At 70.8% G+C, this 13,548-nt stretch carries 12 protein-coding genes; 7 read left to right on the top strand and 5 right to left on the bottom strand.

Annotated features, from left to right (window positions below; translation table 11 throughout):
• Nucleotides 1-3 precede the first annotated feature (3 nt).
• A complete protein-coding gene (locus OG510_RS34930) occupies nucleotides 4-822 on the bottom strand; it encodes an IclR family transcriptional regulator (protein ID WP_406142027.1) in 819 nt (272 codons plus the stop codon).
• 123 nt (nucleotides 823-945) lie between these two features.
• Here OG510_RS34930 and OG510_RS34935 point away from each other — a divergent pair, with 123 nt between their 5' ends.
• Genes OG510_RS34935 through OG510_RS34945 form a run of 3 tightly spaced genes read left to right on the top strand, consistent with a single transcriptional unit; the run spans nucleotide 946 to nucleotide 4,610 of the window.
• A complete protein-coding gene (locus OG510_RS34935; protein ID WP_164260349.1) occupies nucleotides 946-1,899 on the top strand; it encodes a DUF1177 domain-containing protein in 954 nt (317 codons plus the stop codon).
• Complete coding sequence (locus OG510_RS34940) at nucleotides 1,900-3,276, top strand: cytosine permease (RefSeq protein ID WP_406142028.1); 1,377 nt, start codon at nucleotides 1,900-1,902, stop codon at nucleotides 3,274-3,276.
• The gene (locus OG510_RS34945; RefSeq protein WP_406142029.1) at nucleotides 3,273-4,610 is read left to right on the top strand and encodes a M20/M25/M40 family metallo-hydrolase; all 1,338 of its coding nucleotides are present in this window, start codon (nucleotides 3,273-3,275) and stop codon (nucleotides 4,608-4,610) included. Before OG510_RS34940 ends, OG510_RS34945 begins: the two co-directional genes overlap by 4 nt.
• Before the next feature lie 214 nt (nucleotides 4,611-4,824).
• Here OG510_RS34945 and OG510_RS34950 read toward each other — a convergent pair whose 3' ends face one another.
• Nucleotides 4,825-5,286 carry a MarR family winged helix-turn-helix transcriptional regulator gene (locus tag OG510_RS34950; RefSeq protein ID WP_406142030.1) on the bottom strand — a complete coding sequence of 154 codons (462 nt, stop codon included), beginning with the start codon at nucleotides 5,284-5,286 and terminating at the stop codon, nucleotides 4,825-4,827.
• A gap of 179 nt (nucleotides 5,287-5,465) precedes the next feature.
• Here OG510_RS34950 and OG510_RS34955 point away from each other — a divergent pair, with 179 nt between their 5' ends.
• The 4 genes from OG510_RS34955 to OG510_RS34970 all read left to right on the top strand — a co-directional run bounded on the left by OG510_RS34955 (nucleotide 5,466) and on the right by OG510_RS34970 (nucleotide 8,751).
• A complete protein-coding gene (locus OG510_RS34955) occupies nucleotides 5,466-5,657 on the top strand; it encodes a ferredoxin (protein ID WP_164260341.1) in 192 nt (63 codons plus the stop codon).
• Nucleotides 5,658-5,709: 52 nt separating this feature from the next.
• Nucleotides 5,710-6,924, top strand: a complete 1,215-nt coding sequence (locus OG510_RS34960; RefSeq protein ID WP_406142031.1) for a cytochrome P450 — start codon at nucleotides 5,710-5,712, stop codon at nucleotides 6,922-6,924.
• A 204-nt stretch (nucleotides 6,925-7,128) separates the two neighbouring features.
• Complete coding sequence (gene htpX, locus OG510_RS34965; RefSeq protein ID WP_406142032.1) at nucleotides 7,129-8,034, top strand: zinc metalloprotease HtpX; 906 nt, start codon at nucleotides 7,129-7,131, stop codon at nucleotides 8,032-8,034.
• 132 nt (nucleotides 8,035-8,166) lie between these two features.
• Nucleotides 8,167-8,751, top strand: a complete 585-nt coding sequence (locus OG510_RS34970) for a hypothetical protein (protein ID WP_406142033.1) — start codon at nucleotides 8,167-8,169, stop codon at nucleotides 8,749-8,751.
• A gap of 6 nt (nucleotides 8,752-8,757) precedes the next feature.
• Here the strand turns inward: OG510_RS34970 and OG510_RS34975 are convergent, their stop codons facing one another.
• From OG510_RS34975 to OG510_RS34985, 3 genes are all read right to left on the bottom strand, one after another.
• Nucleotides 8,758-9,258, bottom strand: a complete 501-nt coding sequence (locus OG510_RS34975; RefSeq protein ID WP_406142034.1) for a hypothetical protein — start codon at nucleotides 9,256-9,258, stop codon at nucleotides 8,758-8,760.
• Nucleotides 9,259-9,417: 159 nt separating this feature from the next.
• Complete coding sequence (locus OG510_RS34980; protein ID WP_406142711.1) at nucleotides 9,418-11,364, bottom strand: amino acid permease; 1,947 nt, start codon at nucleotides 11,362-11,364, stop codon at nucleotides 9,418-9,420.
• Nucleotides 11,365-11,762: 398 nt separating this feature from the next.
• Entirely contained in the window at nucleotides 11,763-13,529 is a 1,767-nt protein-coding gene (locus OG510_RS34985; protein WP_406142035.1) for a hypothetical protein, read from the bottom strand.
• Nucleotides 13,530-13,548 lie beyond the last annotated feature (19 nt).

A 13,548-nucleotide genomic window follows, 5' to 3' on the forward strand; every position in this document is an offset into this window, starting at 1 on the left:
GGGTCAGGCGCGCGGGCGGCGGGAGTGCTGGGGCGGGTGGGTGAGCCGCTTCTCAAGCAGCTGGGCGGCCTGCCGCAGACTGTCGAGCCGGGGCTCGGGGCCGTCGGAGAAGCGCTCCTCGGCGCCGCCCAGGCTGAGACTGCCGTACGGCTCCCGGCCGAGGAACACCGGGACGGCGACCGTGGCGATCCCGTTGTCGTACTCGCCGACCGTCCACGCGTACCCCTGGGAGCGGATGCGCAGGAACTCCTGCTCCAGCAGATCGGCGTCGGTGACCGTACGGTCGGTGAAGCGGGCCATCGGGCGGGCACGGAAGAGCCGGTGGCGCTGGTCGTCGGGCAGGAACGCGTAGTACGACTTGCTGGTCGCGCCGGCGTGCGCCGGATACAGCTCGCCGACCAGCGGGTAGTACCGCAGCGGCCCCGACTCGCCCTCCTCCGCCGCCACACAGCGCATGTGGAAGCTGTCCGGCAGGCAGAACAGCACGGTGTCGCCCGTGGTGCGGCACAGGTCCTCCAGCACCGGACCGGCCAGCAGCTCCAGGGAGCCCGAGCGTTCCCACTGCCGGCTCAGCCGCAGTACGGCGGGGCCGATGCGGTAGCGCCTGGTGGCCGGGTCGGAGACCAGGAAACCGCGGCCCGCCAGCGTGGACAGCAGGCGCTGGGCGACGGAGGTGTCCCAGCCGAATTCGGCGGCCACCTCGGTCACCCCCCAGTCGGGGCGGGTGCGCTCGAAGGCCAGCAGCACGAGCAGCGCCCGGTCGACGGTCTGCAGCGCGCCCGCGGGCTTGCGACGGTCCAGGTCGATCTCGGCCATCGTCATCTCACCATCCAGACCCGAATTGCAAATAGAGGGAAACAGTTGCGCTCAACGCTATCGGATCCCGAATCTGCTGTCAGCACCCCCGGAACTCAGCGGGTGCTGACGCAGCGAGAAAGGCCCCTCATGTTGAAGTACGTCCTGGACATCGTGGATCTGCTGGACGATCCCGCGGCCGACGGAAAGCGCGTCGTCGAGTACCTCGACGCGGTGGCGGGTCCCGAGGGGTCGGGCGCCGGGGTCACCACGGTGGCCGGGGAGCGCGGATCCACCGACTTCGTACAGATCCGCATCCCGGGCAGCCGCGGCCGGTCGTCGGGCGGCACGGCCCGCACCCTCGGTGTGGTCGGCCGGCTCGGCGGAGTGGGCGCCAGGCCCGAGGTGACCGGCCTCGTCTCGGACGCCGACGGCGCGGCCGCGGCGCTGGCCACGGCCGCCAAACTGCTCGACATGCGCCGCCGGGGCGACATCCTGCCCGGTGACGTGATCGTGGCGACCCACATCTGCCCGGACGCGCCCACCGAGCCGCACGACCCGGTGCCGTTCATGGGCTCACCGGTGGACATCGCCACCATGAACCGCCACGAGGTGACGGACGAGATGGAGGCGGTCCTCTCCATCGACACCACCAAGGGCAACCGCATCATCAACCACAAGGGCCTCGCCCTGTCGCCCACCGTCAAGGAGGGCTGGGTGCTGCGGGTGAGTGAGCAGCTCGGCGAGCTGCTCGCCGTCGTGACGGGTGAGCCGTTGGTCACTTACCCCGTGACGACACAGGACATCACTCCGTACGGTAATGGGGCACACCACATCAATTCGATTCTGCAGCCTGCCACGGCGACCGCCGCTCCGGTCGTCGGCCTCGCGATCACGTCGGCTGCCGCGGTGCCCGGATGCCAGACGGGCGCGAGCCATGAGACGGACATCGCGTCCGCCGCCCGCTTCGCCGTCGAGACCGCCAAGGTCTACGCCGGCGGGCAACTGGACTTCCACGACGCGGTGGAGTTCGACAATCTCGTCAACCGCTATGGGTCGCTGTCGCACCTGCAGACCCTCGGCCGCCCGCCCAGGGAGTCATGAATGGCTACTTCACCACCCGCTGACGCAGTCACCAAGGGCATCGGCAGCGACGACTACGCGCTCTCCCGTGTCCCGCGCGACAAGCGCTTCGGCTTCGGCAGCATGCTGCTCCAGTGGCTGGCCCAGTCCGGGTCCATCTCCCAGTTCACGCTCGGCGCCACCATCGGCGTCGGGATGACCTTCGGCCAGGCGTTCCTCGCCTTCACGCTGGGCGCGGTCACCCTGGAGATCGTCATCTTCGCCATCGGCCTGGCCGGAATGCGCGAGGGGCTGGCGACGCCGCTGCTCACCCGCTGGGTCGGCTTCGGCCGCAATGGCTCGGCGCTGGTCAGCTTCGTCATCGCGGTCAGCCTGGTGGGCTGGTTCGGCGTACAGAACACGATCTTCGGAGACAGTGTCTCCTCGCTGGTCGGCGGGCCCTCCTGGATGTGGTGTGTGCTCGCGGGGCTGGCGGTCACGCTCCTGGTGATCTTCGGCTTCAAGTACATGGCCGTCTTCGCCAAGATCGTCACGCCGCTGTTCTTCGCGCTGGTCGCCTGGTCGGTCATCTCCACCCTGACCAAGCACTCCTTCATGGACCTGGTCCACTCGCCGGCGCCGGCCCAGCACATCTCGCTGGCGGTGGCCGCCACCGCCATCGCGGGCGGCTTCATGACGGGTGCGATCGTCGCGCCCGAGATGACCCGCTTCAACAGGAAGGGCTCGCACGTCTTCCTGCAGAGCGCTTCGTCGATGATCCTCTCCGAGTACATCGTCGGTATGACGGGCGTCCTGCTCGGCCACCTCGTGAAGAGCGACCAGGTCTCGCACATCGTGCTGAGCACCTCGGGTGCGATCGGCGTCATCGTGGTCCTGATGTCCACCGCCAAGGTCAACGACTGGAACCTGTACGGCTCCTCGCTCGGCGTCGTCAACTTCTTCCAGGTCGTCTTCGGCAAGCGCCTGCACCGCGGTGTGGTCACCATCGTGCTGGGGCTGGCGGGCACCCTGCTGTCCGCGGTCGGCATCATGACCCACTTCACCGACTTCCTGTCCCTGCTGGGTGTCGCCATCCCGCCGATCGGCGGGATCATCGTGGCCGAGTACTGGGTCGTCCGGCGGATGCGCAAGCCGCTGGACGAGACCCGCGAGGCCCAGACCCTGCCGGCCACCTCGCCCACCTGGGTCCCGATGTCCCTGGTCATCTGGATCGCGGCGTTCTGCGTCGGCAAGTTCTACGACGGCGGCATCCCCGCACTCAACTCGCTGATCACCGCGTTCGTGCTGTACGCGGCGCTGGGCCTGCTGGGCTGGATCAAGCCGTACGGCACATCGACGCTGGAGACCACCCCCGACCTCCCCGTCGCCGACAACAACACCCCCGTGGGAGCGGCATGAACACCCCCGACAGCTACACCGCGGCGGCCGGACCGGTCCCCGCGTCCGAAGAGGCACAGCGCGAGGTGATCGACCTCTGCGCCGAGCTGATCCGCTTCGACACCTCCAACCCCATCAGCAACGAACGCGCCTGCGCCGACTGGGTCGTGACCAAGCTGGCCGAGGCCGGTATCGAATCCGAGCTGATCGAGAGCGCGCCGGGACGTGCCAGCGTCATCGCCCGGATCGAGGGCGCCGACCGCGAGCGCGGCGCGCTGATGGTCCACGGCCACCTCGACGTCGTACCGGCGGACGCCTCCGAGTGGCAGGTGCCGCCGTTCTCCGGAGAGATCCGCGACGGGTATCTCTGGGGCCGCGGAGCCATCGACATGAAGGACACGGTGGCCGTCATGCTGGCCACCGCCCGGCACTTCGCCCGGACGGGCACCCGGCCCTCCCGGGACCTGGTGCTGGCCTTCCTCGCGGACGAGGAGGCAGGCGGCAAGTTCGGCGGGCACTGGCTCGTCGAGCACCGGCCCGAGCTGTTCGCAGGGGTCACCGAGGCGATCGGCGAGGGCGGCGGCTTCTCCTTCGCCATCGACGACACCCGCAGGCTCTACCCGATCGAGAACGCCCAGCGCGGTATGGCCTGGATGGAGCTGACCGCCACCGGCCGGGCCGGGCACGGCTCGTCGCCCAACGACGAGAACGCCGTGACCGACCTCGCCGAGTCCCTCACCCGCATCGGCCGGCACACCTTCCCGATCCGGCTCATCGAGCCGGTGCGGGCCCTGCTCGCCGAGGCCGCCCGGCTCTACGGTGTCGAGTTCGACGAGGACGACATCGAGGGCAGCCTCGCCCGGCTCGGCCCGGTGGCGGACTTCATGCAGGTGGTGCTGCGCAACTCCGCGAACCCCACCATGTTCCAGGCCGGCTACCAGACGAACGTCATCCCCGGCCGGGCCACGGCCCGCGTCGACGGCCGCTTCCTGCCCGGTCACGAGCAGGAGCTGATCGACGCCATCGACGCCCTGCTGCTGCCGTCGGTCAGCCGGGAGTGGGTCAACCACGACCTCGCCATGGAGACCACCTTCGACGGTCCGCTGGTCGACGCGATGTGCGACGCGGTACGCGCCGAGGACCCGGACGGCCACCCGGTGCCGTACTGCAATCCGGGCGGTACGGACGCCAAGGCGTTCACCCACCTGGGCATCCGCTGCTTCGGCTTCAAGGGGCTCAAGCTCCCGCACGACCTGAACTACGGGCGGCTCTTCCACGGAGTGGACGAGCGGGTGCCGCTCGAAGGACTGCGGTTCGGTGTACGGGTCATGACCCGGCTCTGGCAGAGCGCCTGACCGCCCTGCCGCGGGCCCGCACCGGCCCGTGATCGCGTACGCCCTCGACGTCCTGGACGCCGGGGGCGTACTGCGTGGTACGGGCGAGCGGAGCGGCGGTTTCACCGGGCGGCCGGCGCGGGCGAGCGGCCCGGGGCGGCTTCGCGGGCGGCGGGGGAGACCTGGTAATCGGCCATTCGTCCGTGCGCCGTCCGGCAGGGTGAACGGGGCCGGCTCAGGGGTTGCGGTACGCCTCGACGACCCGGTCGAGGACCGCGGCGGCCGTGACCAGATCGTCGGGCGAGAAGCCCCGCAGGCTGTCGTCGAGCCAGCGCCTTCCAGCCTCCTCCGCGCGCGCCACGACCTCCCGGCCCTCGTCGGTGACGGCGATCCGGCGGGCCCGGTGATCGCCCGGATCCCGGACCGTGCACACCAGGCCGCGCTCCTTCAGACTGCGGATCTCCCGGGTGACATGCGGCGCCTGTACCAGCAGGGCCTGTGCGATCTCGACCATCCGCAGCGGGGAGCCCGCAGCCGTGAGGGTGCGCAGCAGGGCGAGCGAGGCACGGTCGACCGTGACGTCCGCCTGGAGGCGGAGCCGCATGTGGGCGCGGTTGCCCGCCATGGTGTAGGCGAGATCGGCGAGTGATCGGTAGAGGTCTTGGGCGGCGGAGCCGCCGGGCTCGGGATGGTCCACGCCACGATGATCCCGTACGCCGCCCGCTCCGGCTCCCCGCGCGTACGGATCCGGTGGCCAGAAAGATGCCCTATGCATGCACTGGGGCTTCCCGAGGTGGTGAGCGGAGTACTAGCGTCCGGGGTGAGAAGTTACTTTGGTTAAGTAACGCGCTCATCCCCTAGTGCTGGAGGAACGACGTGCAGATCACCGTGGACACCGACAAGTGCTGTGCTGCGGGCCAGTGCGTACTCGCCGCCCCCGAGGTGTTCGACCAGCGGGACGAGGACGGGATCGTCGTCGTACTGAACAGCAGCCCGCCCGCCGAGCAGCACGCCGCAGTGGAGGAGGCCGCGCAGATCTGTCCGGCCGCCGCCATCACCCTGTCCTGACCGGGCGGCCCGGCCCCCGCACCACCCCACTCCCCACCGTGGAAGGACGACGATGACCGAGGTCCCCACCGCTGCACCCGCGTACAGCACCCGCCGTGCCGCCGGATGCCCCTTCGACCCGCCGCCGGAGATGTCCGGGCTGCTCACCTCGGAGCCGATCTCCCGGGTCACGCTCTGGAACGGCGCCACGGCCTGGTACGTGACCCGGCACGCGGACCAGGTGGCGCTGCTGCGCGACGAGCGCATCAGCGCCGACAACAGGCGGCCCTCCTATCCGAGCTTCAGCCCGGGCAGCGAGGCGACCCGTGCTCACAACCGCACGTTCATCACGATGGACGAGCCGGAGCACAACGAGCAGCGCAAGCGGTTCACCGGCGACTTCACCATCAAACGCACCCAGGCCCTGCGGGACCGCATACAGCGCATCATCGACGACCTGCTGGACGGGATGGAGCAGGCCGGACCGCCCGCCGACCTGGTCACGTCCTTCGCGCTGCCGCTGCCCTCGCTCGTCATCTGCGAGCTGCTCGGTGTGCCGTACGAGGACCACGGGTTCTTCCAGCGGGCGAGCGCCGTCATCATCGACACCCGCAGCAGCGCGCAGGACGCCCTGGACTCCTCGCAGGAACTGGTCGACTACCTGGGCGACCTGGTGGAGAAGAAGGCCAAGGACCCGGGTGACGATCTGCTCAGCCGGCTCGCCGCGGACTATCTGGTGCCCGGGATCAGCACCCGCGACGAATGCGCCAAACAGGCGCGGCTGCTGCTGGTCGCCGGGCACGAGACCACGGCCAACATGATCGCCCTCGGCACCTGCGCACTGCTCCAGAACCCGGAGCAGCTGGCCGCGGTCCGCGACGGCAGCCCCCAGCGGGTCGCGGGCGCGGTCGAGGAACTCCTGCGGTATCTGACCATCACCCACCTGGGACGGCGCCGCGTCGCCACCGCGGACATCGAGGTCGGCGGGCAGCTCATCAAGGCGGGTGACGCGGTGATCTGCGCGACCGACGTCGCCAACCGTGACCCCGAGGTCTTCGACGAGCCGGGCCGACTCGACGTCGACCGGCAGGCCCGCAGGCACCTCGCGTTCGGCTCGGGCCCCCACCAGTGCCTCGGCCAGAACCTGGCCCGTGTCGAGCTGCAGCTCGCCTACCCGGCTCTGCTGCGCCGGCTGCCAGAACTGCGGCTCGACCGCCCCTTCGACGAGATCCCCTTCCGTACCGACATGGCCGTCTACGGCGTCCACGAACTGCCCGTCGCCTGGTGACACGACCGGTGCCGCGGACCGCCCCGAGCGTCGGGCGGTCCGCGGCACCGGCGTTCCGGCGCTCCTGTCCGGGCCGGCCGGCGAGCGATTCTGCGGGCGGAGTTTCCGGCCGAACGGAAAAATCACAGAACCCGCTGCATACCCTGCCTTTACACGGAAGGAGGACAATTGACGAAGGGGGAGAACCCGCTACAGGAGACGAAGATGACACGAAGCCGCTACACCCTCGACCGCGGTCTCACCACGCGCATGGTGAGCACCATGTTCCTGATCGGACTGCTGTATGTCGTCCTGGTCGGCGTGCTGCTCGTTCTGCTGCGTGGCGCCTGGCCGATCATTCTGGTGGTCGCGGGTGTTCTCTTCGTCGCTCAGTTCTGGTTCAGCGACAAGATCGCGGCCGTCACCATGGGGGCGCACGAGGTCACTCCGGAGGAGGCCCCCGAGCTGCACGGCGCGATCGACCGGATCTGCGCGCTCGCCGACATGGACAAACCCAGAGTGGCCATCTCCCACAGCGACATCCCGAACGCCTTCGCGACCGGCCGGAGCGAGCGCACCGCACTCGTCTGCGCGACGACGGGACTGCTGCGCCGGCTGGAGCCCGAAGAGCTGGAGGGGGTCCTCGCCCATGAGATGTCCCATGTGGCCCACCGCGATGCCGCGGTGATGACGATCGCCTCGTTCCTCGGCGTGCTGGCCGGGCTCATCACCCGTATCACCCTGTGGAGCGGACTCGCCCGCAACAGCAGGAACGCGGGACCGCTCGGCCTCGCCATCGTGCTCGTCCCGCTGGTCAGCGCCGCGGTGTACGTGATCAGCTTCCTGCTGACCCGGCTGCTCTCCCGCTACCGTGAGCTGTCCGCCGACCGGGCCGCCGCCCTGCTGACCGGCCGTCCGTCGGCTCTCGCCTCGGCGCTCACCAAGGTGAACGGCCAGATGGCGCGGATCCCCACCGAGGACCTGCGGAAGGCGGAGCCGTACAACGCCCTCTACTTCATGCCCGCGTTCTCCTCGAAGGAGAGCCTGAGCCGGCTGTTCTCCTCCCACCCGACGCTCGAACAGCGCCTTGACCAGCTCGCCCGGATCTCCACCGAACTCGCCCGCCCGTGACGCCGTCGCCCACGACATCAGCCCATGACACCACCGCCCGCGACTTGCTGTGGAGTCCGGCGCGGCCGTCCGTGACCGAAGAGCGGCGGGCGTCCGGCGTCCGGCCGTCCTGACCCCGTAGGAGTACGCCCCGTGGGATTTCTCGACAGCATCCTCGGCCGGAGCAAGCCGGTCCGCCCCGACCTTGACCAGCTGTTCGCCGTGCCGTCCGCCGCGCTCACCCTCCAGGCGGGCGCGGGATTCACCCCCACCGGGATGGGGTCCGTCTGCTTCGCGGGCGTCGAGGGCGGCGGCTTCGCCCGGATCAAGCAGGACGTCGAGGAACTGCTCGACGCGGACACCGGGCGCGGCGGCGCCCCGGTCCGGTTCAGCCAGGACTCGTACGGCTACACCTGGCTGCTGGCGCAGCAGCCGCCCGACGACCTGGCGGCTCTCGTGAACGACCTGCACGCCGTCAACTCGCTGCTGGAGGACGGCGGGTTCGGCCCGCAGCTGCTCTGCTCACTGCTGGCGTTCAAGGACGTCGAGGAACGGCCGCTCGCGCTGGTCTATCTGTACAAGCGGGGTACGTTCTTCCCCTTCGCGCCGATGCCGGACGGTACGGAGAAGCGGAACAGCCCGCTGGAACTCCAGGTCAAGGCGGTCCTGGGAGACGACCTGCGTATCGAGTCCGACCTCGCCCGCTGGTTCCCCGTCTGGGGCGCGCCGGGTCTGTAACAGCGGTCAGCGTTGCCACCAGTGGCCCTTCGGCTTGCGGTGGCCGGGCGGGGCGGACGGCCGGTCATCGGCGGGCGGAACCGGGGGAGCGGGGGTGTCCGGGCTGTCTGCGGGGCGGCCGGACCCGCTCGCGCTGTCCGTGCCGGTGGCTGCGTCGGTACCCGAGTCTGTACTCCTGCCGGTGCCGGTGCCGGTGCCGCCCCCGGTGGTGTCGGGCGGCGGGCGGAGTCCCTCGGTCGAGTAGCCGGTGGTCGCGATGGCGTCGACCAGCTGCTCCTCGGTGAAGTCCTCAGAGCCCGCGATGTGCGGGACGAACCCCACCAGCATCCCGTCGCTGAGCACCTGCGCGTCGAGCCCCGCCGCGCCGTCCGTGTCCCAGACCGCCTCGATGTTCCAGTCGATGACGACACGGACCCCGAACTGGTAGACACCCACCTCGACCACATGCGCCATCACCCCACGGGCGCGCAGCGCAGTCACCAGCCGTTCGGCGCGTTCCGAGTTCATGGGCGGCCCGACCTCCCTGGGTCGCGGTCCCGCGCGGCGGGAGCTGCTTCAACCAGCAGACAAAGCGGATAAATCCTTATGTCGATTCCACTGTATTCCCCGCTCGACGGCAACGACAGCGGCGACGGCGGGTGCCCGGACGCGGCCCCGGACGCGGACTCAGATATGGAACGGCACGGTCGTCACCACGATCTTCGGCAGGGGCCGCAGCGCCCGCCGCAGCCGCCCGCCGAGCGGGCTGTGCAGCAGCCGGTGCCGCCAGTGGCGTACCACGATCTCCGGAAGGATCACCGTGATGGTCAGATCCGGGCGCTGGTGGTGCAGCGACTCGATGTAGCCGACGAGCGGGGTGACGGTGGCGCGGTACGGCGAGATCACGATCCGCAGCGGAAGGTGGTCGCCCCACAGGAGCCACGCCTCGCGGAAGCGTTCGGCGTCCTCGTCACCCGGGCTGACGTGCAGCGCGAGAACCGGCTGCTGGAGGGAGGCGGCATAGGCGAGCGCGCGCATGCTCGCCTGGTGCAGCGCGTCGATCAGGACGACGGACAGATGGCTGATCGACTCCGGTGAGTCCTCGGACTCACGGTCCTCCTGCTGACGTTGCTCCTGCCCACGGTCCTCTTGCTCACGGTCCTCCCGAGCGGCTCCGGACGGCGGTTCCGCCCGGCCCGGCGGTTCTGTCCGCTCCGGCGGTTCCGCCCCGCCCGGCGGTCGGTTCCGCCCGGCGGGCAGCGAACTGCCGGAGCGCGGCGTGATCGTACGGCTGGGGACCTCGATGGCCTGCGGGTGCAGCCGCAGCGCCTCGGCCACCGTGTCGTAGTGGCGGCGGATCCGCGTGGTCACCAGCAGGAACAGCGCCACGGTGACCAGCGCAAGCCAGGCGCCCTCGGTGAACTTGGTGATGCCGGCCGTGACGAAGACGACCGCCGACAGCAGCGCCCCGGTGGCGTTGAAGCACAGACTCTTGCGCCAGTGCCTGCTGCGCGCCCGCCACCAGTGCACCACCATGCCGCTCTGGGAGAGCGTGAAGGCGAGGAAGACTCCGACGGCGTACAGCGGAATCAGCGAGTCGGTCCTCCCGTCGAAGGCCACATAGACCACCGCCGCCGCCACGGAGAGCAGGATGACCCCGTTGCTGAAGGCCAGCCGGTCGCCCAGCCGAAGAAAGACCCGTGGCGCGTGATGATCGCGCGCCAGCAGGAAGAGCACCCGGGGGAAGTCGTTGTACGCGGTGTTCGCGGCGAGGAGCAGCACCAGAGCGGTCGCCGCCTGCGTGAAGACGTACATGCCGCCCGACCCGAAACTGCGGTGGGCCAGCTGTGACAGCACCGTCTCGCCCGGCTCCGGAACGACACCTTCCAGGTGGACCATGGCGACCGTCCCCGCGAACAGCGCGATCAGCAGCCCGATCATCCAGGAGAGCGTGGTGCGCGCATTGCGCCAGGCGACGGGCTTGAAGGCCGGTACGGCGTTGGAGATCGCCTCGATACCGGTCATGGCCGTCGAACCCGACGCGAAGGCCCGCATCACGAGCAGCAGTCCGACCCCCTCGACCGCGTGGTGCGGCGGTGCGGGCACAGCGGAGAAGTCCCGGCCCGCGGCGTGGTAGAGGCCGAAACCGATGAGGGCGGCGATGGCGATGACGAACGCGTACGTCGGTGCGGCGAACAGCGCGCCCGCCTGTCTGACCCCGCGCAGATTCCCGGCGAGGAGCAGGGCGATGACCAGGACACCGATCGGTACGGCGTCGCCCGCAAGACCCGGCAGCGCCGAGGTCACCGCCGCCGTGCCGGACGAGATGGAGACGGCGACGGTGAGGATGTAGTCGGTCATCAGACCGGCCGCCGCCACCAGACCCGGTACCCGGCCGAGATTGTCCGTCGCGACGATGTACGAACCGCCGCCCTGGGGGTACGCGCGGATCGTCTGCCGGTACGAGACCCCGACGGCCAGCATCAGGAAGACGATCGCCAGGGCCACCGGAACCGAGTACCGCAGCCCCGGCGCGCCCGCCAGCACCAGCACCGCCAGCAGCGCCTCGGGCCCGTACGCCACCGACGACAGCGCGTCCGCCGAGAGCACCGGCAGCGCCACCAGCTTCCGCATCCGCTCGCGTGCGACCGCCGAACTGCGCAGCGGAGCCCCCAGTACGGCGCGCCGGATCCTGGAACGTGTCCTGCCGGCCCCGCCCGCCTCCTCCCAGCCGACCTCCACGTCCTGTGCGCCCGAACCGGCGGGCCGGCTCGCGAACGGGGCCACCGGCACGAAACGCCCGAAGCGGGCCGGCACGATCTGCGCGGGCTCCGGGAACCGTCCGACGTCCGGGTCGACGGGCAGGGCATGGCGCCAGGCGGCGGGCGCCGCCGACACTCGCCCCCACTCCCGCCCGACCAGCCGCAGCAGCGTCGACTGCTCCTCGCTCAGCTCGGGGACGGAGACCAGCGAACCGGACAGGCCGGGCTGCTCCCGCCCGTCCGCCCCGGGATCCTGCCCGCGCGTCCCGCTCACCGCGGCCCGTCCCCGTGGTCCCCGGCCGAGGGCAGTGCGGCGGTGGTGATGGTCATCGGCTTGTCGCTCACCGCGATCAGATAGAAGCGGGCGCCGCCACGGGGCAGCCTGCGGAAGCCGCCCGGCGGGCTGACGAGGTACGAGGCGGAGGCGTGCGGGGCGATGGTGTGCGGGCCCGATCGGATGGTCCACCAGCCGGACGTCCCCTGCCCGGTACGGCTGGCGAAGTGTGGCGAGAGCGGATGACCCGTGGTGTTCACGGCGTGCACGCGGACCGAGGTGATGCCCCGGTGCGGGCGGTCGGCGAGCCGCGCCGTCACGGTCATACGCAGCGGCGGCGGACTCGCGGCCGCCACCGTCAGACAGAGCAGGGACGGTACGACCAGCACGGTCGCCACCACGGCCTTGGCACGGAACGAGCGCACGCGCGGGATCATCGGCCGCCAGGCCGTGGCGAGCGCGGACGCCGGGACGGTGGCGGCGGCCGCCAGCCACAGCGGGGTCATCAGCAGGAAGTAGCCGTCCTGCGAGCGCGTGGCGAGATAGAAGGGCAGCCAGGGCAGCACGGTCAGGGCGGGGCCCAGCCGACGGACGAAGAGCAGGGTGGCGGCGAGCAGCCCCAGGAGCAGCAGCACGCTCGCGTACGAGTAGAAGTCCAGGCGGCTGCTGCCGTCGGTGAAGTAGTAGGAGACGCCCATGGCGCCCTGGCCGTGCAGGATCGCGCCCTGTGTGATGGGCAGCAGTGAGCCGTTGAGCCAGCCGTGGAAGCTGTCGGCGGCGAAGTAGGCGTTCAACACCGCCCAGGTGAGAAGAGCCGTACCGGCGTAACGGGCGGTCACCGCGCGGGCGGCCCGCCCGCCCAGCTCACCGCGGCGTACGGCGTGGACACCGATCAGCAGGAACGGGACGAGGAACCAGGCCAGTTGCTGACTGGCGCAGGCCGCACCCAGGCAGACCGCCCGGAACACCCCGTACCGCCCCAGGCGACCGCCCGCGCCGGTGTCGGGCCAGCGGACGACGACGGGGACCAGGAAGGCCAGGGCCACCACGGCCGGGTAACCCGACCTCGCGTAACCGGGCAGCAGCCCGAAGCCCAGACAGACAGCGGTGACCGCGGGACGCCAGGGCGCGGGGAGCAGCACCCACAGGGCGAGCGTGCCGATGAGCAGCGCCGCGGTGGTCACCAGGGTCGCGGCGGCCGTGGAGTGCACCACGGCGTGCACCGGAGCGGCGATCAGCGCGGTCAGCGGCGGATAGGCGTACGTGTAGTCGGCGCCGCCCGACATGGTCTTGGTGACCCCGACCTTCGGCGTGCTGAAGAGCCACGGCCACGGCTGACCGTAGGCCGGCCGGCCGTGCAGGATCGCGTTCGCCGCCTGCGCGGTCAGCACACCCTCGTCGGACCCGGCGTGATCCAGCCAGTACTGGCAGATCACCAGAGTGATCGCGAGACCCAGCACCGCCAGGTCCACCCTGGCCAGGGCCCGGCGGCCGCGTACGGACAGGGCGAGGACACCGCACGTCAGGATCCCCGCGTAACAGACCGTCACGATCGCCGCGGCCGCCGGGTGGGACGCGGTGGCCCGGGTCCAGAGGTCGCGGGTGCCGATGAACAGACTGACGACCGCGACGACGGTCAGCCCGCGGTGCCACTGCGGCGGAGCCGCGGCAGGCAGCCGCCCGGCCCGCAGCACCCGGTCGGGGCCACCCGTCGGCCGGCGCGTTCCGGTGGCCGGGCCTGGTGCGGGCGGGCCGTCGTCCATGGCAGCTTCCTTCATGGTG

The sequence above is a fragment of the Streptomyces sp. NBC_01089 genome, from assembly GCF_045162975.1.
GTDB lineage: Bacteria > Actinomycetota > Actinomycetes > Streptomycetales > Streptomycetaceae > Streptomyces.

Bases quoted from the DNA above. Each gene is read 5' to 3' on its own strand.
- OG510_RS34930 (WP_406142027.1), bottom strand. From the start codon at position 822: ATGACGATGGCCGAGATCGACCTGGACCGTCGCAAGCCCGCGGGCGCG.
- OG510_RS34935 (WP_164260349.1), top strand. From the start codon at position 946: ATGTTGAAGTACGTCCTGGACATCGTGGATCTGCTGGACGATCCCGCG.
- OG510_RS34940 (WP_406142028.1), top strand. From the start codon at position 1,900: ATGGCTACTTCACCACCCGCTGACGCAGTCACCAAGGGCATCGGCAGC.
- OG510_RS34945 (WP_406142029.1), top strand. From the start codon at position 3,273: ATGAACACCCCCGACAGCTACACCGCGGCGGCCGGACCGGTCCCCGCG.
- OG510_RS34960 (WP_406142031.1), top strand. From the start codon at position 5,710: ATGACCGAGGTCCCCACCGCTGCACCCGCGTACAGCACCCGCCGTGCC.
- htpX (WP_406142032.1), top strand. From the start codon at position 7,129: ATGACACGAAGCCGCTACACCCTCGACCGCGGTCTCACCACGCGCATG.
- OG510_RS34975 (WP_406142034.1), bottom strand. From the start codon at position 9,258: ATGAACTCGGAACGCGCCGAACGGCTGGTGACTGCGCTGCGCGCCCGT.
- OG510_RS34980 (WP_406142711.1), bottom strand. From the start codon at position 11,364: ATGCGGAAGCTGGTGGCGCTGCCGGTGCTCTCGGCGGACGCGCTGTCG.
- OG510_RS34985 (WP_406142035.1), bottom strand. From the start codon at position 13,529: ATGGACGACGGCCCGCCCGCACCAGGCCCGGCCACCGGAACGCGCCGG.